The organism is Gordonia sp. OPL2 (genome assembly GCF_003797825.1).
Taxonomy (GTDB): Bacteria; Actinomycetota; Actinomycetes; order Mycobacteriales; family Mycobacteriaceae; genus Gordonia.
In genome coordinates this window covers 99,243-121,634 of the sequence record NZ_RKME01000017.1, presented here as the reverse complement: position 1 = coordinate 121,634, position 22,392 = coordinate 99,243, and the positions used below count along the sequence as shown (strand labels likewise).

The following is a 22,392-nucleotide window of genomic DNA, read 5'->3' as shown; positions in this document are numbered from 1 at the left end:
CCCGAAATCTGCCCCCTCCCGAAAAGCGCCCCTCCCGAAAAGCGCCCCGGAAATCCGCCCGCCTCAGCGTGGCCGCCGACATCGTGTCGACGGGCCGCCTGCGGCGGGTGCTTTTCCGGGGCGCTTTTCGGGGCCGACCTCGGAGCCCGACCCGGCCGGTTCCCTGATCGCCCCGACCGGTGTGGGTACGCTCGATCATCATGGACGGAGTCGATGTCATCGTGTCGCACTGGGCGGTCGCACGTCCGGAGCTCGATGTGTCGGCACTCAAGGTGTTCGGCCGCCTCCACCGCAGTTTCCTCGTCTACAAGGCGCGTATCGCGGCGACCTTCGAGGAGTACGACATCACCGACTCTGGGTTCGACGTCCTGGCCTGTCTGCGTCGCGCCGTTCCCGAGAACCGGCTGACCGCCGGGAAACTCGCCGAGCAGACCCTCGTCACCACCGGCGGGCTCTCGCTCCGCGTCAAACGCCTCGAGGATGCCGGCCTGGTCACCCGGACCAAGGACGCGCACGATGCGCGCGTGGTCTACGTCGAGCTGACGCCCGAGGGTGCCGCACTGGTCGACCGGGTCGCCGACGACCACTTCGCGAAGCTGCAGACGATGCTCGACGGATTGTCCGCGGAGGACGCCGCGGATCTCGCGCGACTGCTGGGCAGGCTGGAGGATTCTGCGCGGTCCGCGATGCTCGGCGACGGTCTCGATCCGGGCGAATCGGACCCGATCGCAGTCGGCTGATGTCGTCGTCGAAAGAAATTCTCGGCATGTGGTGACCGGCGACACACCCCATGTGACCTGCATCTCTTCCATTTCATCGGTGTAATAGAGCCGTTACGAACGGCTGTGCTGGGTTTTCTCCCCTTGACCTCTTAGCGCTAAGGCTTTAAAACTGTCTTAGCGCAAAGATAAATCGTCGAGCGCGAGACAGCCTCAGATCAGCCTTCCGAACGGACAGATGTATGTCACTCGTAGCGAGCGGCCCAGCCGTCGCGGACCTCCCCGCCCCCGCCGACCTGGCCGACCGGATCCACGTCGCAGGACGATGGGAGGTCGGCACCGGCGACATCATCGAGTCGGTGGACCCGGCCACCGGACGGGTCTTCGCGACACTGCACGGGGCGACCCCGGCCACCGTCGACACCGCTGTGCGCGAGGGACTCTCGGCAGCCACGGCAAGCGGGTGGACGACCATGCTGCCGCACGAGCGAGCCGCCGTGCTGCATCGGATCGGCAACGCGATCGATCACTCCCGCGACCGGATCGCAGCGCTGCAGACCCTCGACACCGGCAAGACGCTGACCGAGACCCGTGCGCTTGCGGCCAGTGCTGCCAACACCTTTCGATACATGGCGGCGGCCCTGGAGACGATGGACGACACCCTGACCACGCCCCGTGGCCCGTGGATGACCCTCTCCACGCATCGTCCGATGGGAGTCGTCGCGGCCATCACCCCGTGGAACTCGCCCATCGCCTCCGACGCGCAGAAACTGGCTCCCGCCCTCGCGGCCGGCAACGCCGTGGTGAGCAAGCCACCGGTGTGGGCGCCGTGGGTGACCCTGCTGCTGGCCCGCCTGTGCGAGGAGGCCGGACTGCCGCGCGGCGTGCTGTCGGTGCTGCCCGGCCCCGGACGCACGGTGGGTGAGGCCCTGGTGCGTCACCCGCTGGTCGCGAAGGTCAGCTTCACCGGCGGTACGACGACCGGCCGTCATCTCGCACACCTGGCGGCGGAGAAACTCATGCCGATCACCCTCGAACTCGGCGGGAAATCGCCCACCATCGTCTTCGACGACGCCGACGTCGAGCGCGCCCTGCAGGGCATCCTCTTCGGGATCTTCTCCTCCAGCGGTCAGAGCTGCATCGCCGGATCGCGGATCTTCCTGCAGCGCAGCATCTTCGGCGATGTCACCGCCGAGCTGGTCGCGCGGGCCCGACGACTGCGTCTGGGCGTCGGTACCGATCCCGACACCGACGTCGCGCCGATGATCTCCGTCGCGCACCGCGATTCCGTGGCATCGATGGTCGACGCGGCCGTCGGCAGTGGTGCCCGGGTGCTGTGCGGCGGCGCGATCCCCGACGACCCGCGACTGACCGACGGCTGTTACTACCCGCCCACGATCCTCACCGATGTCGCCAACTCCGACACCATCTGTCAGGACGAGGTGTTCGGGCCGGTCGCGGTGCTGATCCCGTTCGACGACGAGGCCGACGTGATCGCGCAGGCCAACGACACCGTCTACGGACTGGCCTGCGGGATCTGGACCGAGGACTATCGACGCGCCTTGCGGGTCGGTGAGGCGGTCGACGCCGGCACCGTCTGGGTGAACACCTACAAGCAGTTCTCCATCTCCACCCCCTTCACCGGCCTCCGCGACAGCGGGTTGGGGACCGAGAAGGGACGCGACGCCGTTCGGCAGTACTGCGACCAGAAGAGCTTTTACCTCGATCGCAGCGACGCGCCTCTCGCGTGGGGCTCCCCCCGAAATCACTGAACATCGTTCTCGACGAAAGGAACTCCGATGTCCACACCCACCGACACCGTGGTCGACCAACCCGTGTCCGCCCACCCCTACAGTCCTGCCTTTGCCGTGGCCGGATTCGGATTCGTGTCCGGGGCGCTGTCCGTCGACGAAGACGGGCGGGCCGTCGACGGCGTGGAACCGGCCCTCGACGCCGCGATGGCGCGCCTGACCGAACGGCTGGGCACCATCGACATGGCTCTGCGTGACGTCGTGAAGACGACCTACTTCGTCACCGACGTGACGTTGCGGGACGCGGCGAACCGCCACTACGAGAAAACTTTCGACGCACCTCGGCCGGCCCGGTCCTTCGTCGAGGTCGCTGCGCTGCCCTACGGCGCAACCGTCGAGATCGAAGCCATCGCACACGTCGCCTGACCCCGATCATCCGTACCTCCATCGAAAGGACACCCATCATGACCGCACCGGAGAAGACCACCGTCGACCTCGAACAACAGATCGACGCGGCCATCGCCCGCCGCGAGACCCGTCACGAGGACTGGGACACCCTGGGATTCCAGGCCGCCAAGGGCGGAGACCGCTTCAAGCGTGCCCAGATCCGCTACATCGGGTCGGGTGCGACCGGCAACCACGAGGGCGACAACCGCACCCTGCCGTCGGAGCACTTCACGTTCTCCAACATGCGGCTGCCCGTCGGTGCCGTCGGCCCGGAACACACCCACCACGACGTCGAAGAGGTGTTCTTCGTCCTCGAGGGTGAGCTCGAGGTCGCCGTGCACGACGTCGAGGACGGAACCAAGAAGGCGGTCCGGCGCCTCGGCTACCGCGACCTGATCCGAGTTCCGGCAGGTGTGCCCCGCAGCCTCGCCAACGTCGGTGACATCGACGCCCTGTTCTGCGTGATCATCGGCGCCGAGAAGCCGCAGTTGCCCACCTACCCGCCGAGCTCGGAGATGTACGGCGTCACCCGCTGAGGGACGCCGCACCGACCGATCTCCGATCGAAGAGGAACACCGATGAGCGCAGGAATCTCGAGAGTCCTTCGCGTCCAGCAGAAGACGTGGGAGGCCGACGGGGTCACCAGTGTCACCCTGGTCGACCCGTCCGGCGCACCGCTGCCGGCGTGGGAGCCCGGAGCGCACATCGCCCTGCACCTGCCGGGCGGGCTCATACGCGAGTACTCGCTGTGCTCCGACCCGGAGGACACCACGCACTGGACCGTCGCCGTGCTGCGGGCCGAACAATCCAGGGGCGGTAGCACTCTCGTGCATGATCGGCTGTCGGTCGGCGTAGAGATCGAGGTCGAGGGGCCGCGGAGCGCCTTCGGTCTCGACGACGACGCGACCGACCACATCCTGGTCGCCGGTGGCGTCGGGATCACCCCGATCGTCGCGATGATGCGGCGCCTGCATCGGGACGGCCGGCCATGGCGGATGCTGTACGCCGGACGGTCTCGACGCTCGATGGCCTTCGTCGACGAGATGGGTTCGCACACCGCCTCGGTCACCGTCCACGCCGACGACGAGCAGGGCGGCCTGCCCGACCTCGCCGGCATGCTCGGATCGGCAGCCCGCGGCACCGTGGTCTACTGCTGCGGACCGGCTCCGCTCCTCGACGCCGTTGCCGCACAGATTCCGGACGGCGTCACGTTGCGCACCGAGCGCTTCGCCGCCCCCGCCGCCGCGGCGCCGTCCGGTGACGAGCAGGCGTTCGACGTGATCCTCGATCGCACCGGCGACCGTGTCACCGTCGGGTCGGACATCTCGGTGCTCGACGCCTTGCTCGACGCCGGTGTCGATCTGCCGAGCTCGTGCACCGAAGGCATCTGCGGGACCTGCGAGGTGGGAGTCGTCAAAGGAGACGTCGACCACCGCGACTTCCTGCTCAGCGAGTCCGAACACGCGGAGAACCGGACGATGTTCCCGTGCGTGTCCCGGTGCCGCTCTGCCGAACTCGTCCTCGATCTCTAGGAGCAATCGTGCTGTACTCCCATCTGCCGTCGCCGACCGCCGCACCTGTCTGCCGACTGCGCAGTCTGCGATCGGTCGCGCTGAGCGTCCCCGATCCGGTCGCGTCGCGTGACTTCTACCACGAGGTGTGGGGGCTCTCGGCCGTCGACGAGGACGGCGACCGGTTCTGGCTCCGCGCCACCGGAACCGAGCACCACGTCCTCGACCTGCGGCCAGGCGATCAGAACGCGTTGAGCTGCATCAGTTTTGCGTTGGCCACCCCGCGGGAGGTCGACGACGCGGCCCGTGCACTCGAGATCGCGAGCATCCCGATGCTCCGTGATCCCGGGCCACTCGACGATGCCGGTGGCGGCTACGGTCTGCAGCTGGTCGATCCCGAGGGGCGCACGATCGAACTCTCCGCGGACACCTTCGCCGTGTCGACCCAGGAACCGGCGGGCCGGCGCGCCGTACCGCGCAAGATCGCGCACGTCGTCCTCAACACCGCCGACATCGAGCGCACCGCGGCCTTCTACACCCAGGTGCTCGGGATGCGCATCTCCGACTGGTCCGAACGTCAGATGGCATTCCTCCGCTGCAATGCCGACCACCACGTCATCGCCCTGAACCAGGCGGCGTGGCCGTCGCTGAACCACATCGCCTACGAGATGACGTCGATCGACCACTTCATGCGGGGGATCGGCAACCTGCGCGCCGGCGGCATCACACCGCAGTGGGGTCCCGGTCGCCACGGCCCCGGCGACAACACCTTCTCGTACTTCACCGACCCGGCGGGCCTCGTGTGCGAATACACCTCCGAGGTCGCCCAGATCGACGAGGACTCGTGGTTGTGCCGCACCTGGCGACGCACACCGGAACTGTCCGACCAGTGGGGCACGGCAGGCCCGCCGTCGACGACCATCCGCTCGGCCATGGCCGGGATCCCGGATCTCGGCGCACGCCACCTCGTGACCGCACCCCGCGCCGACTACTTCGTCGGAATCCCCGAACCGGCCGGTGTGTCATGACCGCGGCACCCCCGCTGGCGCAACGCCTGAACGTCGTCGAGCATCGCTCCTGCCGGGAGATCCGGACCGACCTCCCCGTCGTCGCACTGCACGGCATCGGCGGATCCGCCGGCTCGTGTGCTCCACTGGCGGAACGCCTCGCCGCGTCCGGCTTCTCGACGTGGTGCGTCGATGCGCCCGGCTACGGGAACTCGGCCGACCCATCGCCGGGCGACGATGTGGTGTCGACCGTCGTCGACCTTCTCACCAGCCGGTGGCCAGGACGGGCGGTGATCCTCGTCGGAACGTCCTGGGGCGGCGTGATCGCCACCGCCGTGGCACTCCGGAATCCGGAATGTGTGGCCGCACTCGTCCTCGCCGACAGCACCCGCGGGTCGGGGACGACGCCGGACAAGGCCCGCGCCATGCGTGCCCGCATCGACGATCTCCGTGATCGCGGAGCCGAGGCGGTCGCCGCGGACCGTGCCGACCGTCTGCTCGCACCGACCGCCGACGCCGCGGTCGCCGAGACGGTCCGCCGCTCGATGGCCGCGGTGCGGGAGCCGGGATTCGCGGCGGCCGCGGAGTTCATGGCGACCACCGACCACGGAGCAGTGTTGAACCGGATCGACCGTCCCACAATGGTTCTGGTCGGCGAACATGATGTCATCACGGGTGTCGACGAGTCGCGCCTGCTCGCCGAGAACATCCCCGGCGCCGAGTTCGCGGTGATCCCCGATGCCGGGCACGTCGCCATCCAGGAACAGCCCGACAGGATCGCCGACCTGATCATCGAGTTCATCGGGAGACTGTCATGACCACGACCGTGATGACCGCCGGGACCATCGTCGTGACCGGCGCGGGGCGGGGGCTCGGTCGCAGCATCGCGCAGCGTCTGTGCAGCGACGGCCATCGCGTCGTGATCGCCGAACGAGATCCCGACACCGCACGCGCCGCGACCCGCGACCTGGTGTCGGCCGGCCACGACGTCACCGCCGTGGTCACCGACATCGCCGACCTCGGTTCCGTACGCGCGCTGGCCGATCGACTCGAGTCCGACGGTGAACGCGTGACCGGTTTGGTCAACAACGCGGCCATCGCCGACGGGGTCGGCGGCGACACGTTCTTCGAACTCGCCGACGACGAGTTCGGCCGTCTCACCGATGTCAACGTCCGCGGCACCTGGGCGGTCACCAAATACCTGTGGCCATTGCTGTCCGCGAGTCAGGGCGCGATCGTCAACATCGCCTCCGATGTCGCGCTCTACGGCTCACCGCGACTGGTGCACTACGTGTCGTCGAAGGCCGCCGTGATCGGCATGACCCGGTCGATGGCCCGCGATGCCGGACCGCACGGGGTGCGCGTCAACGCGGTCGCACCCGGACTCACCCGCGTCGAGGCGACCGAGTCCGTCCCGGACGAGCGCTACCGCACCTACGCCGAGGGCCGCGCCCTCAAGCGTGAGCAGACCCCCGGCGACGTCGCCGGCGTCGTCCGGTTCCTGCTCTCCGACGACGCCGCGTTCGTCACCGGCCAGACGATCGTCGTCGACGGTGGATTCATCTTCCGCTGACCAGCTCTCGACCTCACACCACCAGGAGACCTCATGGATCTGCAGCTCACCGGCCGCCGGATTCTCATCACCGGAGCCAGTTCGGGGATCGGACTGGCGACGGCGCGCCTGCTCGCCGAGGAAGGCGCCCGCCTCGCGCTGTGCGCACGCGACGAGCACCGGCTCCGCGCCGCGACCGCCGACCTCGCCGCGGTCACCGACGTCGTCCTGGCCTCCTGTGACGTCACCGACCGGGTATCCGTCGACGCCTTCGTCGACACCGCCGTCGAGCAGCTCGGCGGGATCGACGGAGTCGTCTGCAACGCGGGACGCTCGCTGATGCGGACCCTCGACGAGACCACCGACGACGAGATCCGGGAAGAGTTCGACCTCAAGATCTTCGGGGCGCTCAACGTCGTACGCGCCGCCCGACCCGCCTTGTCGCGGTCGGACGCGGGTTCGGTGGTGATCGTCAACGCCATCCTGTCGCGACAACCCGAACTGCGGCTCGCCGTGACCGCCGCCGCCCGCGCCGGGCTGCTGAACCTCTCCCGATCACTGGCCGGTGATCTCGCCGCCGACGACATCCGGGTCAACTCGGTCCTCCTCGGCCTGGTCGACACCGGTCAGTGGCAGCGACGATTCCACGAGAGCGGATCGTCGGACGACTTCGACGCCTGGAGCGCGGAGATCGCCCGCGACCGCGGAATCGCATTGGGCCGCTTCGGCACCGCCGACGAACTCGCCTTCCCGGTCACCACCCTGCTCTCGCCGCGCAACAGCTACATGACGGGCGCAGCCCTCGACGTCGGTGGCGGAGTCCACCGCTACGTCTGACGCCCACCCGATCACCACCAGGAGTACCCATGAGTGCACAACCCGACGCCCACCGCCGCACCGGCGGGGACGTTCTCGTCGACATGATGCGCCGGCACGGCATCACCACCGCGTTCGGCGTGGTCAGCATCCACAACCTGCCGCTCGTCGAGGCCGTCGACCGCGACCTCACCTTCGTCGAGATGCGGCACGAGGCCGCCGCCGTCAACGCCGCCGACGGCTTCGCCCGGGCCTCCGGCGGGATCGGGATCGCGCTGACCAGCACCGGAACCGGTGCCGGAAACGCGGCCGGTTCCATGGTCGAGGCCCTCACCGCGGGCAGTCGGGTCCTGCACATCACCGGCCAGATCGAGAGCGAGCACCTCGCGCCCGGCCGGCCTGCGACGAGCCGCGGGGTGATCCACGAGTTCCCCGCGCAACCCCAGATGCTGGCGGCGATCTCCGCGCATTCGGCGACCATCACCGATGCCAAAGATGTGGCCGCCGAACTCGAATCGGCGATCGCCCACATCCTCTCCGCACCGACGGGGCCGGCCAGCGTCGAGTGGCCCACCGACCTGCAGTACCTCGCCCATCCCGACGCGCAACGCCCGATCGAAATCGCCCCGACCCGGACGCCGGCCCCCGACGACGACATCATCGACCGCGCAGCCGAACTGCTGCGCACGGCGCGATCGCCGCTCCTCTGGCTCGGCGGCGGTGCGGCCGGCGCGAGCGAGGCCGTCGTCGACCTCGCGCACCGTCTCGGCGCCGGCATCCTCACCAGCAATTCGGGCCGCGGAATCGTATCCGAGGTCGATCCCCTCGTCATCGGGAACTTCGCCACCACCCCCGCCGTCCGTGCCCTCCTCGCCGACGCCGACGTGCTGCTCGCCGTCGGGACACACTTCCGATCCAACGAAACCGCCTCCTACGGACTCGATCTGCCCGATCAGCTCATCCAGATCGACGTCGACCCGTCCACCGTCGGTCGGGTGTACCCCGCGACGGTGGGCATCGTCGGCGATGCCGACGACTCCGTCCGCGCCCTCGTATCGCACCTCGGCGAACCGGTCGCGAACGCGGACTGGCATGCGCGCGTCACCGGGACCCGCGAGAAGGTACGCGCGGACCTCACCGCCTACATCGGCGGTTACGCCGAGATCTGCGACGCCCTGCGCGCCACTCTGCCCTCCGAGTCCGTGTTCGCGCGCGACGTCACCATCCCGTCGAGCCAATGGGGCAACCGCCTGCTCCCGATCCACGACCGGGCGACGAACATCTTCCCGCTCGGTGGCGGGATCGGCCAGGGACTCGCCATGGGCATCGGTGCGGCCCACGCCCGGGCCGATGTCCCCACCGCGGTCATGGTCGGCGACGGCGGGCTCGCCGTACACCTCGGCGAACTCGCCTCGCTCGCCGGCTCCGCGGCGCACGTCATCGTGCTCGTGTTCAACGACGGAGGTTACGGAGTACTGCGGAACATGCAGGAGAAAAACGGTTTCCGCCGATCCGGCGTCGACCTGCACACCCCCCGGTTCGATCTGCTGGCCGCATCGATGGACATCCCGTACCGGCTGGTCCAGGGGCCCGGTGTGATCGCCGGAGCTCTGGACGACGCGGTGCGGCGGCGCGGACCGTCGATCATCGAAATCGACGTCGAGGCGGTGGAACCGGCGCCGGGGGCCTTCGTCCCGCCGGTGCACGTCGCCACCGCGGCGTCGGGAGCGGCGTCATGATCGCCGCCCGGCTGTGGTGGGGCGACGGTGCGCGCGCCGCGGTCGTCGCCGGCGAACCGACGCATGTGTTCGCGGACGGCGCCGACGTCGTCGACGCGATCCGACTGGCCGTCGACCATCCGGACACCGTGCTCAGTCTCGTTCTCGCCGAACCCGTCACGGTGCCCGACGACATCCGGGCGACGCTGGCCCAGGTCACCGTCCCGACTCTCGTCCTGGCGTCGGCACCCGTCGCCGACGCCGACCTGTCCGCCGCACAGTTGCTCGCCGGCGACATCGACAACGGTGTGTTCGTCGTCATCGACGGCGCGCCCAGGCCGGTGCACACCGAGCGCCGGGAATCGTTCGCCGAGTGGACCTCCTCCTTCGTCGCCATCGCCGAAGGACTGGCCGCCCGCGACGGCAGACTGCTCACCCCGCCCACCCCTCTCGTCGAAGGAGCCCTCCGATGATCACTCGCACAGCCCGCGAGCCCTATCTGGAAACCCATCAGACCCATCCCGATCCGATCACGCCCTACGAGACCAAACTCGCCGGGTCGCTCACCGAGATCTTCTCCTCCGGTGCAACGACTCTCGCCGAGGTCGTGGACGGACTCAACGGCCTGGGACTCCACGGACCCGACGGCGGCTCCTGGACCGACGAGACCTTCCGCGCCGAGATGCGCCGATTGGGGAAGTGACATGACCACCACCGAGAGCAACCGCACGGCCACCACCGCATCGACCACCAGCGCGACCGGCGCGACCCGGCCGTCGCGGGGACGCCCGACCTTCGCCGTCGGCACCCGTCGGCATCTGGACGCCGACGACATCGCCGCGACCGGGCCACGCGACCGCTGGTACCCGATCCTCCCGTCGCACATGGTCGAACCGGGCGCCATGGTCCCCGTCCGCCGCCTCGACGTCGACTGGGTGCTGTTCCGCGATCCCCAGGGCGTGGTGCACATGCTCGAGGACCGCTGCCCGCACCGCAGTGCACCTCTCTCGGTCGGCCAGCACCTCGGCGACCGCATCGCCTGCGCCTATCACGGAGTGCAGGTGGACGGCGGCGGCACCGTGGTGTCGGTGCCCGGTATGCCCGGCTGCGCCCTCGAAGGGCGCAGGGCGACAGTCTCGTTGGAGGTCGTCGAGGCCGCCGACACGATCTTCGCGTTCATCCCGTTGACCGCTGAGTCCGTCCCCACACCGTTCGTGCTGCCCGACCGGCTCTCCGACCCGGCGGTGTCGTGGTTCGGCAACTTCGCCGAATGGGCAGGCCCGTGGCGCTTCTACATGGACAACGTGCTCGACCCGATGCACGGCGCGTTCCTGCACCGCAACTCGCACTCGATGTTCGGTGGGGACACCTCCGCCCGCTTCCGCATCCGGGAGACCGATCGCGGGTTCTTCTTCGAGAAGACCGACCAGCGTGGGGTGAACTTCGACTGGGTGGAGTTCGTGCGCGGGTCGATGGACTACGTCGATCTGGAGATCCCGTACGGTGCCGGTGCCGGCCCCGGCGGCGTGTTCGGCATCGTCGGCATGAGCACACCCATCGATCGGTCGACGTCGGCGATCTTCCACTGGCGGACTCGCCGCGTCAGCGGATGGGAACGCGAGACGTGGCGGTTCCTCTACCGGACCACGCTGGAGGCGAAGCACTGGGAGGTGCTCGAACAGGACCGCGAGGTCCTCGAGGCATTGGCCACCGACGCCGATCGGGAAGAGCACCTCTATCAGCACGACCTGGGGGTGTCGCGGATTCGCCGGATCTACCGCGCCGATGCGGTCGCCCAGGCGAAGGTCCTCGCCGAGGCCAACGCATGAGCGAGTCGACCATGCTGCTGACGGTGGTGCTCCGCCACGACCAGTCGCAGGATCTCGAGGAACTCCAGGGCAGGCTCGACGACCATGACTGGTGGCACGGCTTCCCCCCGGACGGCTGCGAGATCGTGTCCTGGGTGGTGGCGATGGGTATCGGTCAGATCGTCACGCTGCGGCTGCCGGCCGATCGCCTCGCCGCGGTCAACGTCGAGCTGGAGCGTCGGGCCTGGGGGACGTTCCGGACGGACTTCTACCCGACCTACGACTTCCTGCCGGTTCGCGAGCGGTTGACCCGCGAATCCGACGCCCGGCGCGGGGTGGACGCGGCATGATCCGGACGCAGCAGCCCACCCGGGTGAGTCACCCGGACGTACCCGAACCGCCCCGGCCCGACATGTTCAGTAACGCACGAGTCGTCGGCGACCAGTTCTTCCTGTCCGGGATGCACGCCGGGGCGCCGGGAGGCCCGGTCGGCGGCGACGACACCCACGCGCAGGCGGTGGAGGCCTTCCGCCGTGTACGGCTGCTCACCGAGGCCTGCGGGGCATCGGTCGACGACATCGTCGTGCTGCGCATCTATCTGACCGACATCGCCGACAAGGCATCCGTCGGACGTGCCCGGAGCACGGTGTTCTCCGACGACTTCCCGTGCTCGACGCTCGTCGAGGTCGCAGCACTGGTGGAACCAGGCCTCACCGTCGAGGTCGAAGCACAGGGATTTCTCCCGAAGGCCGCTGTCGCGGCACACTAGAATCAGTCGAATCGGCGTCAACCACGCCGTCTACCCCGAGGACGCCATCATGAGCGGACCGACACAGAGTTCCAGCCCCACGAGTCCTGACCCCACAGGCAGCACCGTCATCAACCGGCCCAACTGGCCGGTCCTGATCCTCGCGTTCGTCGCGGTGGTCCTCGACGGCTACGACACCATCGCGCTCGGCCTGTCCGTACCCGCGCTCTCCGAGGACTGGGGGGTGGCACCGTCGCACTTCACGCCCGCGCTGTCGCTGACCAGCCTGGGCGTCGCCCTCGGCTACATCGCCGTCGGACGACTCACCGCCCGCTTCGGGTGCCGGTCCGTCGTGCTGGTCGCCGTCGCCGTCTTCACCATCGGCTCGCTGCTGACCGCGTGGGCCGGTGGGATCGTCGAGTTGAGCCTGCTGCGCCTGATCACCGGCTTCGGTCTCGGCGCGGTGATGCCCGCGGCCGTCGCGCAGGCCACCGCGCTCAACCCGGCCCGACACCGCCAGAACATCGCCGTGTTCGTCACCATGGGCATCTCCCTCGGTGCGCTGGTGGCCGGGCTCTTCGGCACCACGCTGATCGGCTCGTACGGGTGGCCGTCGGTCTTCATCGCCGGCGCGATCGCCTCGGCCGTGCTGTTGCCGCTGCTGTGGATCTGGTTGCCCGACGAGCGCGCGGTGCTGATGACCGCACCGTCCGACGCGCGACACCAGGCCTCGGTGGGTCGCCTCTTCGATCCCGCCGTCCGCGTCCGGACGGTGCTGCTCTGGACGTTCTCGTTCCTGGTCTTCTCGGTGTTCTACATCTTCTCGTCCTGGCTGCCCACCCTTCTCACCAGCTACGGATTCACCACGAAGCTCGCGCCGCTGGGTTCCGCCGCGCTCGGTGTCGGCAGCATCGTCGGTGCCGGTGTCCTGATGGTCGGTGCGCTGCGGTTCCGGATGACGTCGGTCCTGGCCGGCACCACCGCCGCCGCCATCGTTTTCCTCGTGCTGTCGGCGTTCCTCGGTGCGGACAAGGCGCTGCTGCTGCTGGTGTTCGGCGGCGTCGGACTGGGACTGCAGGCCGGCATGATCGGGCAGGCCGCGGTCGCGGTGTCGCTCTACCCCCAGGCCACGGCGGCCACCGGGGTGGGCTGGACCTCCTCGATGGGACGGCTGGGCTCGGTCGTCGGACCGATCGTCGGGGGCGCGCTCATCGGCCTCGGCTTCTCCACGAGCACGATCGTCCTGATCGCCTGTGTACCCGTCGCGGTCGCGATGGTGGTCATCGCCGTGCTCGGGCGGGCGCATTCGGGATGGGATCGTGAACCGGTCCCGCAGGCGGTACCCGCCGCGAACTGACCAGGTCGGGTGCGGGGATCGCCAGGCCGGCGATCCCCCGCACCAGGGACCCGGCCCGGGGGGAGAGGGACGGCGGCGCTCAGTCGAGCAGCTTCTTCTGCACCTTGCCCATGGCATTGCGGGGGAGAGCGTTGACGAAGCGGATCTCCCTGGGGCGCTTGTGATGTGACAGTTCGGCGGTCACGTGGTCGATGAGCTCGTCGTCGGGTACCCGGTCGCCGACCACGTAGGCGACGATGCGCTGACCGAGATCGTCGTCGGGGACACCGATCACCGCGACCTCGTCGACGGCAGGGTGACCGAGGAGTACGGTCTCGATCTCGCCGGCCCCGATGCGGAAGCCGCCGGACTTGATCAGGTCCGTCGCGCGGCGCCCGACGATGCGATGCATGCCGTCCGAGCCGATGACAGCGACATCACCGGTCGCGAAAAAGCCGTCGGACAACCATGATTCGGCCGACTTGCCCGGCTGGTTCAGGTACCCCGACGACATCATCGGACCACGCACGTGCAGGTCGCCGACGGTCTCGCCGTCGTACGGAAGATCGTTGTCGCCCTCGCGGATCCGGGTCTCGACGCCGGCCAGGGGCAGGCCGACCCATCCCGGTCGTCGTTCTCCGTCGGCGCGGGTGCTGACGGTGATCATGGTCTCGGTCATGCCGTACCGTTCGACAATCTCGTGCCCGGTCAATTCACGGATGCGGTCGAACACCGGGACCGGGAGTGGCGCGCTGCCGGAGACGAGCAGTCGCGCCGACGACAGTCGTTGCGCCGCTGCGGGGTCGGTGCCGACGCGGGCCCAGACGGTCGGCACTCCGAAATACATCGAGGCGCCGCGCTCGGCGGCTGCGGCGTAGTTCTCCGCCGACGGCTTGACGGTGTGCAGGAGCCGGCCACCGCGGCGCAGCGGACCGAGCACGCCCAGGATCAGTCCGTGTACGTGGAACAGGGGAAGTCCGTGCGCCAGCGTGTCGTCGGCGGTCCACTGCCAGGCCTCGGCGAGGGCGTCGAGACCGGCCGCGATCGAGTGACGGGCGATCGGCACGCCCTTGGGAAGACCCGTGGTGCCCGAGGTGTAGAGGATCAGTGCCGTCGACGACTCCGGAGGCTCCGGGTGCCGGTGCCACGACCGCGCATAGCGGCGCACCGGGATGACCGGGAGAGCGGGGTCGTCGGGCGCGGCTCCCAACCATGCCTGCGCTCCCGAGTCGCCGAGAATGTGCTCGAGCTCGCGGGCACCGGAATCGGGCGGTACGGGAACCGCGGCGACACCTGCGATGAGGCATCCGACGATGGCCAGCACGGTGTCGGTTGTCGGCCGGGCCAGGATCGCGACGGTGCGGGCGCCCGCGATCCGTTCGGCGACGGCGGTGGCCGCGCCGACGAGATCCTCGCGGGACAATCGGTCGTCGCCGACGACGATCGCGTCGGACAGATCGGGTGCAGTGGGGGTGAGCGTCGGGAACAGCACGTCTCCAGCTTCGCAGATGACGATTCGCCGATCGTGGCCCCGGCCTGATACGGTGGGGGCCACGTTCACGCGATGCTGTAACTCGCTTGTTGAACCAGAGGCCGGGGTGATTACAGAAACCCCCGGTCTTGTCCAAACTTCCAGGTTCGGGCCGGGTCGCTCAGTGCGTCCCGGCCCGCCACCGTGTCAACTCCCGAACTGCACGGCCGCCCAGTCGGCGAACGATTGCCACCCCACCTCGGGGAACCGTTCCTGCAGTGCCGCGATGTCGACGTCGTAGCCCCCGCTTCCGAGGAACTCGAACATCGCGCGCATGTCTGGCGACGAGATTCGTTCGGGGTCATAAGATTCCGCGTGCACGTCGCGCTCGAGCACCGACGACAGGGTGGCGGCCATCTGGTCGGGGGTGACGGCATCGGAGGCGATGTCGATGCGTTCGCCGAGGTGATCCTGAGGATTGGCGAACAGTGCCGCGACGAAGCGCCCGAGATCGCGACGCGATACCTGTTGCAGCACTGTGTCGCCGGGCATCGCGATCGGCATGACCCCCGCCGACAACGCGTCCGCGCCGCCGAGGAGATTGTCGTAGAAGTAAGTCGGACCGACGACGGTGTGCGGCACATCCGATGCGGCGAGGAGCTGTTCGACCTGGTTCTTGCTGTCGAAGTGCGGTACGCCTGTTCCTCGATCCGCGCTGGCGACGGACGAGAACACGAGGTAGGGCACGCCGGCCGTGGCCGCCGCGCCGATGATCGCCGTGCCCTGGGCGATCTCGGCGTCGACTCCCGACTCGAACGGTGTGGTGAAGGCGAACACCCCGGTGCTGTCGGCGAAGGCCTCGGCGAGACCTTCGCCGGAGACCATGTCGCCCGAGACCAACTCGACACCGCGGGTGTGGAGTTCCTGGGCACGTTTGCTGTCGGGATCACGGACGACGGCACGGACGGGACGATCGGCCTCGAGCAGTGCTGTCACCACCGCGCCGCCCTGGCCTCCGGTTGCACCGAGAACTACATGGGTCATGAGCCCAGCCTAGTGAACCGCGCCCCGGCGTCGAGCGGCCGCGGCGACCACGTTGGCGGTCAGCATGCCGAGGCTCAGTCCCGCGCCGTTGATCACGTGGCGGGGTTGCTCGGGCAGCGCGCGGGCACCGGCGACGATCAGGACCGACGGCAGGATCGGGGTGACGAAAGGTGCTGTCCAGCGTGGGAATCGGCTACGGCCCGCCGCGACGACGACGGCGGTCTCGACTGCGACGGCTGCGACGGTGATCCCGAAGGCGGCGTACGGGATCTCGATGGACCGTTCGACGCGACGGGCATCGGCGAGCAACTCGGCTCGCTGCGACGTGCCCGGCTCGGCGCGATCGGCGGCCGCGAACGTGGCGCCCCACGGGTAGAACGTGCCGTGGATGTAGCCGGCCCATGCCATCGCTGCGGCATAGGTGCCCGCGATCCGGGCCGCCCGGCGCCCGGACGCCGGGCGGAGGCCGTCGTACAGACTCCACGCCGACACCACGTGCAACGGCGCCGCCATTGCTCCGGCGAGCCCGCCGGCCCGCAGACGATCCGGGGACACGGCCAACAGCGTTCCCGCCGCGCTGTTGAGGTCGGTCTCCTCGCGGAGCAGCCGGCGATCCTCCGGGCCGATCCGTCTGCCGAGCATGAGCACGTCGCCGACGGCGAACGCGGCCGATGCGGCGGCGCCGGCCAATGCGGCGGCGGTCGGGGCCGAGGTGCGCCGAACAACGGAACGAATGGTGGTGGACAGGGCCACGGTGCCTCCCTCGAGTCGAAGTAAGGTCACCCTAACTCGACGCACGGAACCGGCGACAGGGTCGGAACAGACGAATCCGCGGCCGCTCCTTCTCCCGCACGGGAGACGAACGACCGCGGATCTCGGTTGGCGGAGGATAGGGGATTCGAACCCCTGAGGGCTGTTAACCCAACCCGCGTTCCAGGCGAGCGCCATAGGCCACTAGGCGAATCCTCCAACCCGGCGATGATAACGGTCGGAGGCGCCCGGACCCAAAACGGCGGCCCTCGCCGTCGACCCGAGCCGTCTCGACCACCGGTTTGTCGATCTGCGGGACCGTGCCGCTACACTTGACGGCGGATCCCGCGCGGCGTGCATCCTGTGAACTCCCCCAGGGCCGGAAGGCAGCAAGGGTCAACGGGCTCTCTCGGGTGCGCGGGGTCCCCTATTCACTTGGAACCAGCACCAGCTTCTGAGCGCCACCGCACGCCGATGCCGGTGTCACCGGAGAGGTCCCCGCGTTGAACTTTCACTCGATGAGTGCCGACCAGCTCCGCGAAACCCGATCCGAACTCCAATCGCTGTACGACGCACTGTGCGCGGCGGGCCTCAAGCTGGACCTCACGCGTGGCAAGCCCGCGCCGGAGCAGCTCGACCTGTCGAATGCCCTGCTGTCGTTGCCGGGCGAGGAGTTCCGGGACGCGGCCGGAACAGACACCCGCAACTACGGTGGCGTCTCGGGTCTGCCCGAGCTGCGCGCGATCTTCGGTGAACTCCTGGCCGTCGAGCCGGAGAACCTGATCGCATTCGGCAACTCCAGCCTCGAGATGATGCACGATCTCACCGTCTTCTCGCTGCTGTCCGGGACCGTCGACTCCGACCGGCCCTGGGGCTCGGGCACGGTCAAGTTCCTGTGCCCGGCGCCGGGATACGACCGGCACTTCGCGATCACCGAGACGTACGGCATCGAGATGATCCCGGTGCCGATGCTGCCCAACGGGCCCGACGTCGACGCCTGCGCCGCGCTGACCGCCGACGACCCGAGCATCAAGGGGATGTGGGCGGTGCCCACCTACTCCAACCCGACGGGTGTCACCTTCACCGAGGACGTCACCCGGGCGCTGCTGGAGATGCCGGCGGCCGACGACTTCCGCATCTACTGGGACAACGCGTACGCGGTACACACCCTGGTCGATGCGCCGCCCACCCCGCTTCCGGTCCTGGACATGGCGGCCGCGGCGGGGAACCCGAACCGGGTGTTCGTGCTCGGCTCGACGTCGAAGATCACGTTCGCCGGCGCGGGCGTCGCCTTCTTCGGGTCGTCGAAGGAGAACCTCGACTGGTTCACCCACCACCTGTCGTTCAAGACCATCGGTCCGGACAAGGTCAACCAGCTCCGTCACAGCAAGTTCTTCGGCGACGCCGACGGTGTCCGCGCGCACATGGCCCGCCATCGCGAGATCCTCGCGCCGAAGTTCCGTCTGGTCCTCGACATCTTGGCCGACCGGCTCGCCGACTCGAAGGTCGCCGCGTGGTCGGAACCCGAGGGTGGCTACTTCATCAACCTCGACGTGATCGACGGCACCGCACGCCGAGTCATCGAGCTGGCCAAGGACGCGGGCATCAATCTGACCGCCGCGGGATCGGCCTTCCCGTACAAGGAAGATCCGTTCGACCGCAACATCCGGCTGGCCCCGACGTTCCCGTCCACCGACGACCTCCGTCAGGCGATGGACGGCGTCGCCACCTGCGTGCTGCTCGCGGCGTCAGAGACCCTGCTGGCCTCCCGCGACTCCTGACACCGGACGCGTGACCGTGACAACCGAACGAGCGTGAGGAAGGCCCGGCCGGCGCTGGTCGCCGTGGGCTTCGCGCTCGTCGGCATCCTCGCGATCTGGCTGCAGAACGTCGTCGTCCCGTACAGCACCCCGTTCTGGGGACTCTTCGACAACCAGCTCGACCTCGACGTCTACCGCTCGGGAGCGCAGACCGTCCTCGACGGCGGCAGTCTCTACGACGCCAAACTGCTCGGCCAGATGGACTACACCTACGCGCCGATCTCCATCCTGCTGTTCACCCCGTTCGCGTGGGTGTCGTTCGAGGCGGCGCGCATCATCTGGACCGCGGGAATCTTCGTCGCGCTGTATCTCGTGGTCATGGTGAGCTTCCGGAGTCTCGGCAGACCGCCGACGTGGCAGTTGCGGGTCATCGCCTTGTCACTGGTCGCCGTGTCGCTGCTGCTCGAACCGGTTCGCACCACGATCTGGTACGGCCAGATCAACGTGTTCCTCCTGCTCGTCATCGTCGCCGACCTCACCCGTCCCGAGGACAGCCGCCTGCGCGGCATCGGGGTGGGCATCGCGGCGGGGATCAAGTTGACGCCCCTGATCTTCGTCCTCTACCTGGCCCTGGTGCGGCAGTGGCGGACGCTGACCGGCGTCATCGCGTCGTTCACCGCGACACTGGCGATCGGGTTGGTGCTCCTGCCGCGCGAATCGTGGTCGTACTGGACCGGCAAGTTGTTCGACTCCGACCGGGTGGGGGCCCCGCAGACGCCCGGCAACCAATCGATCCGCGGGCTGCTCGCCAATCTCCTGCACTCCGACGACCCGAACGGCTTCGCCTGGCTCGCCCTCGCCGTCGCGGCACTGGCGCTGGGTATGTACGCGGCGACACTGGCCAGCAGGAACGGTCAGGAACTGTTGGCGGTCACCCTCGTCGGACTGACCTCCTGTGCCGTGTCACCGATGTCGTGGGGGCACCACTGGGTGTGGTTCGTGCCGCTCATGGTGATCGGGGTGCACTGGCTGATGACTCCCCGGCTCGGCTGGGCACGCCACGGCTGGGTGGCCGCCGGGCTCATCGGGCTGATCCTCATCGCATTCTCCTGGCGGAGCTATCTGGCGTACCCGATCTGGTTCGTGAACAAGACGGTGCCCGACGCCTATCTGACCGGCCTGTTCTTCAAGACCGGGATCGTCGGGCTGCAATGGTTCACCTACTACCCGTACAACGTGGTGTTCCTCGCGGCGAGTGCTGCGACGATCGTGGTGCTGCGGCGACGCGAACGAACGTCGCCCGGGACACACGATGCGTCCGCTGGACTTCCGTGACCGGACCACCGTGACGGCGATCCCCATGAGGACCTGACCATCCACCCGGGTAACAACCCACCCGTCGTCGTCGGCTCCCCATGTGGTCGCGGCCGCGCGAGGCGACGATGAACAGGCCTGTGGGGGAGCGGTTCGGCTGTCGGAGATCGCCGGTACTCTCGACGCGTGGCTCTGTATCGCACCTATCGTCCGGGTACGTTCGCCGACGTCGTCGGCCAAGAGCATGTCACCGACCCGTTGAGTCGTGCGTTGGACTCCGGTCGCATCAACCACGCCTACCTCTTCTCCGGGCCACGCGGCTGCGGCAAGACGTCGTCGGCGCGCATCCTCGCCCGCTCCCTCAACTGCGTCGAGGGCCCCACCTCGACGCCCTGCGGGGTCTGCTCGTCGTGCACGGCGCTGGCACCGGGCGGTCCCGGCAACCTCGACGTCATCGAACTCGACGCCGCCAGCCACGGTGGCGTCGACGACACCCGCGAACTGCGTGACCGGGCGTTCTACGCGCCGTCGGAGTCCCGCTACCGCGTCTTCATCGTCGACGAGGCGCACATGGTCACCAACGCGGGATTCAACGCGCTGCTGAAGATCGTGGAGGAGCCGCCCGAGCATCTCATCTTCGTGTTCGCGACGACCGAACCCGAAAAGGTGCTGCCGACCATCCGTTCGCGTACCCACCATTACCCGTTCCGGCTGCTGGCGCCGCCGGTCATGCGCGGGCTGCTCGAGAAGATCTGTGCCAGCGAGCACGTCACCGTCGCGCCCGACGTCTATCCCCTCGTCATCCGCGCCGGCGGGGGCTCGCCGCGTGATTCGCTCAGCATCCTCGACCAGTTGCTGGCCGGGGCCGGCGAGGAGGGCGTCACCTACGACCGTGCCCTCGCGTTGCTCGGCGTCACCGACATCGCCCTCATCGACGAGGCCATCGATGCACTCGCCGAGGCCGACGGCTCCCGACTGTTCGGCACCGTCGAGAAGGTCGTCGACGCCGGACACGACCCCCGGCGATTCGCCGTCGACCTGCTCGAGCGTCTGCGCGATCTCATTCTGCTGCAGGCGGTTCCGGATGCCGCCGATCGAGGACTGGTCGAGGCGCCGGGTGATCAGTTGCAACGGATGCAGGCGCAGATCGAGAAACTCGGCCCCGCATCGCTGACCCGATTCGCCGAGACCGTCCACGCCGCGCTCGGCGAGATGCGGGGCACGACGTCGCCACGGCTGCTGCTCGAGGTGATGTGCGCCCGTATGTTGCTGCCGGCGGCGTCGATCGAGGACTCCGCGCTCCTGCAGCGGCTCGAACGTCTCGAGTCCGGTGTCGTGACGTCGGTGACGTCGACTCGGCCGACGGAATCGGCAGCGGGAGCGGTCGCCGGGCCGCGCCCGCCCTCGCCCGAGCCCGAGGCGCCACCCAAATTCGTGCGGCCCTCGCAGCGCAAGGCCGCCGAGGAGGCAGCCAAAGTGGCGGAGTCGACGCCGGCTGCGCCGGAACCGACTGCGCCCCAGCCGAGTGCGCCTGAACCTTCTGCGCCTGAACCTTCTGCGCCTGAACCTTCTGCGCCGGAACCGACCGCGCCGGAACCGACCGCGCCCCGGCCGGCCGCGTCTGAACCTTCTGCGCCTGCATCGACTGCGTCTGCTCCTACTGCGGCCAGGGCTGCGGCGTCGACACCCGTTGCGCCCGAACCGACCGCGCCCCCGGCTCCTGCGGCTGCACCCGAGTCCGCGCCGGTGGCCGCGTCGGCGCTGGCTGCGGAAACGGCTGTGCCCGAACCGAACACCCCGGTGGTCGCGGATGATCCGGTGGCCCCGGTCGAGCGGGCGGCGGCGCCGGGAAGTGCGATCGCCGACCGTGCCGGCCGTACCCCGACCTCCCCGCAGCCGCCCGCCCGGGCCGCTGCGCAGCGGGACCCGGAGCCCGCCTCCGTCTACGACGACGACATCCCGCTGCCCGACGGCCCGACGGATGATGCGCCCTACGACGATCCGATGGGCGCCTCGCAGCCCGCTCAGGTCGTCGAGCAGCCCGAGCCCGAGCCGGAACCGGAGACCGCGACCGGATTGTCGGTGGCCGACGTCGAGGCGCGATGGCCCGACATCCGTGCGGCGGCCCGCGGGATCACCCCGGTGCTCGAGGTGATGCTGTCGGGCGCGTCGATCCAGGGCGTGGACGGGCAGACCGTCGTCTTCGGTCATTCCACCGAGATGCTGGTCAATCGTCTGGGCAAGGAGCACGCCGGGAATCTCCGTGCCGCCGTGCGCGATGTGTTCGGCCCGGGATTCGATGTGCGGGTCGTCCACGCAACCGGCCCCGCGGCGCAGGCGGCGCCGCAGCGCGGACCCGCCGACAAGCAGGCGGCTCGTCCGGCACCGAAACGTCCGTCCTACTCACGTCCGAGTCGTGGGCGCGATCAACCGGGAACGGCCGCCGCTCCGCCGCCGGAGCCTCCGCCGGAACCCGAGGAACCCGAGCCGCCACGCTCCGACGAGGAACTGACCGACGCGGAGCGCGACGAGATGGTCGCGGACGCCCAGACCGGTTCACCGGAGCGGCGACTCGACCCCGATCAGGTGGCGCTGGAGTTGCTCAAGGCGGAGCTGGGTGCGCGGCCGCTCGAGTAGCAG

At 69.1% G+C, this 22,392-nt stretch carries 22 protein-coding genes, 1 tRNA gene and 1 other RNA gene; 20 read left to right on the top strand and 4 right to left on the bottom strand.

The genetic code is table 11. From position 1 onward, the window contains the following. Positions 1–200 precede the first annotated feature (200 nt). The 16 genes from EEB19_RS16605 (at position 201) to EEB19_RS16530 (ending at position 13,434) form a co-directional block, all read left to right on the top strand. Positions 201–740 (top strand): MarR family winged helix-turn-helix transcriptional regulator, encoded by a 540-nt coding sequence (locus EEB19_RS16605; protein WP_187588211.1) that lies wholly within the window; start codon positions 201–203, stop codon positions 738–740. 221 nt (positions 741–961) lie between these two features. Beyond that, positions 962–2,491, top strand: a complete 1,530-nt coding sequence (locus EEB19_RS16600; RefSeq protein WP_187588209.1) for an aldehyde dehydrogenase — start codon at positions 962–964, stop codon at positions 2,489–2,491. 27 nt (positions 2,492–2,518) lie between these two features. Next, positions 2,519–2,896, top strand: coding sequence for a RidA family protein (locus tag EEB19_RS16595; RefSeq protein WP_187588207.1), 378 nt, complete (start codon positions 2,519–2,521; stop codon positions 2,894–2,896). Between the two features lie 38 nt (positions 2,897–2,934). Beyond that, positions 2,935–3,453 (top strand): cupin domain-containing protein, encoded by a 519-nt coding sequence (locus tag EEB19_RS16590; protein ID WP_187588205.1) that lies wholly within the window; start codon positions 2,935–2,937, stop codon positions 3,451–3,453. Between the two features lie 42 nt (positions 3,454–3,495). Then, positions 3,496–4,449, top strand: coding sequence for a PDR/VanB family oxidoreductase (locus tag EEB19_RS16585; protein WP_187588203.1), 954 nt, complete (start codon positions 3,496–3,498; stop codon positions 4,447–4,449). 8 nt (positions 4,450–4,457) lie between these two features. Next, complete coding sequence (locus EEB19_RS16580) at positions 4,458–5,456, top strand: VOC family protein (RefSeq protein WP_187588201.1); 999 nt, start codon at positions 4,458–4,460, stop codon at positions 5,454–5,456. Beyond that, positions 5,453–6,253, top strand: a complete 801-nt coding sequence (locus EEB19_RS16575; protein ID WP_187588199.1) for an alpha/beta fold hydrolase — start codon at positions 5,453–5,455, stop codon at positions 6,251–6,253. The genes EEB19_RS16580 and EEB19_RS16575 overlap by 4 nt, the downstream gene beginning before the upstream one ends. A gap of 11 nt (positions 6,254–6,264) precedes the next feature. Next, positions 6,265–7,008 (top strand): SDR family oxidoreductase, encoded by a 744-nt coding sequence (locus EEB19_RS16570; protein WP_187588249.1) that lies wholly within the window; start codon positions 6,265–6,267, stop codon positions 7,006–7,008. 33 nt (positions 7,009–7,041) lie between these two features. Beyond that, positions 7,042–7,824 (top strand): SDR family oxidoreductase, encoded by a 783-nt coding sequence (locus tag EEB19_RS16565; protein ID WP_187588197.1) that lies wholly within the window; start codon positions 7,042–7,044, stop codon positions 7,822–7,824. 29 nt (positions 7,825–7,853) lie between these two features. Next, positions 7,854–9,542, top strand: coding sequence for a thiamine pyrophosphate-binding protein (locus tag EEB19_RS16560; protein WP_187588195.1), 1,689 nt, complete (start codon positions 7,854–7,856; stop codon positions 9,540–9,542). Next, positions 9,539–9,994 (top strand): alpha/beta fold hydrolase, encoded by a 456-nt coding sequence (locus tag EEB19_RS16555; RefSeq protein ID WP_187588193.1) that lies wholly within the window; start codon positions 9,539–9,541, stop codon positions 9,992–9,994. The genes EEB19_RS16560 and EEB19_RS16555 overlap by 4 nt, the downstream gene beginning before the upstream one ends. Further along, on the top strand, positions 9,991–10,224 hold the full coding sequence (locus EEB19_RS16550) for a recombinase-like helix-turn-helix domain-containing protein (protein ID WP_187588191.1): 234 nt from the start codon (positions 9,991–9,993) through the stop codon (positions 10,222–10,224). The genes EEB19_RS16555 and EEB19_RS16550 overlap by 4 nt, the downstream gene beginning before the upstream one ends. A gap of 1 nt (position 10,225) precedes the next feature. Beyond that, a complete protein-coding gene (locus EEB19_RS16545; RefSeq protein WP_187588189.1) occupies positions 10,226–11,350 on the top strand; it encodes a Rieske 2Fe-2S domain-containing protein in 1,125 nt (374 codons plus the stop codon). Further along, positions 11,347–11,679, top strand: a complete 333-nt coding sequence (locus tag EEB19_RS16540) for a hypothetical protein (RefSeq protein WP_187588187.1) — start codon at positions 11,347–11,349, stop codon at positions 11,677–11,679. The genes EEB19_RS16545 and EEB19_RS16540 overlap by 4 nt, the downstream gene beginning before the upstream one ends. A 62-nt stretch (positions 11,680–11,741) precedes the next feature. Then, on the top strand, positions 11,742–12,098 hold the full coding sequence (locus tag EEB19_RS16535; RefSeq protein WP_187588247.1) for a RidA family protein: 357 nt from the start codon (positions 11,742–11,744) through the stop codon (positions 12,096–12,098). 49 nt (positions 12,099–12,147) lie between these two features. Continuing rightward, complete coding sequence (locus EEB19_RS16530) at positions 12,148–13,434, top strand: MFS transporter (protein WP_187588185.1); 1,287 nt, start codon at positions 12,148–12,150, stop codon at positions 13,432–13,434. Between the two features lie 79 nt (positions 13,435–13,513). Here the strand turns inward: EEB19_RS16530 and EEB19_RS16525 are convergent, their stop codons facing one another. From EEB19_RS16525 to EEB19_RS16510, 4 genes are all read right to left on the bottom strand, one after another. After that, on the bottom strand, positions 13,514–14,905 hold the full coding sequence (locus EEB19_RS16525) for an acyl-CoA synthetase (protein ID WP_187588183.1): 1,392 nt from the start codon (positions 14,903–14,905) through the stop codon (positions 13,514–13,516). 186 nt (positions 14,906–15,091) lie between these two features. Beyond that, positions 15,092–15,928 (bottom strand): NmrA/HSCARG family protein, encoded by an 837-nt coding sequence (locus tag EEB19_RS16520; RefSeq protein ID WP_187588181.1) that lies wholly within the window; start codon positions 15,926–15,928, stop codon positions 15,092–15,094. 9 nt (positions 15,929–15,937) lie between these two features. Further along, on the bottom strand, positions 15,938–16,681 hold the full coding sequence (locus EEB19_RS16515) for a DUF6796 family protein (RefSeq protein WP_187588179.1): 744 nt from the start codon (positions 16,679–16,681) through the stop codon (positions 15,938–15,940). Positions 16,682–16,808: 127 nt separating this feature from the next. After that, positions 16,809–16,897, bottom strand: a tRNA-Ser gene (locus EEB19_RS16510). 118 nt (positions 16,898–17,015) lie between these two features. Between EEB19_RS16510 and ffs the strand changes: the two genes are divergently transcribed. From ffs to EEB19_RS16490, 4 genes are all read left to right on the top strand, one after another. Further along, positions 17,016–17,110, top strand: an RNA gene (gene ffs, locus EEB19_RS16505) — signal recognition particle sRNA small type. Positions 17,111–17,181: 71 nt separating this feature from the next. Further along, entirely contained in the window at positions 17,182–18,459 is a 1,278-nt protein-coding gene (locus EEB19_RS16500; RefSeq protein ID WP_187588177.1) for an aminotransferase class I/II-fold pyridoxal phosphate-dependent enzyme, read from the top strand. 33 nt (positions 18,460–18,492) lie between these two features. Continuing rightward, positions 18,493–19,773 (top strand): glycosyltransferase 87 family protein, encoded by a 1,281-nt coding sequence (locus EEB19_RS16495; protein ID WP_187588175.1) that lies wholly within the window; start codon positions 18,493–18,495, stop codon positions 19,771–19,773. 165 nt (positions 19,774–19,938) lie between these two features. Continuing rightward, positions 19,939–22,389 carry a DNA polymerase III subunit gamma and tau gene (locus EEB19_RS16490; RefSeq protein ID WP_187588173.1) on the top strand — a complete coding sequence of 817 codons (2,451 nt, stop codon included), beginning with the start codon at positions 19,939–19,941 and terminating at the stop codon, positions 22,387–22,389. Positions 22,390–22,392 lie beyond the last annotated feature (3 nt).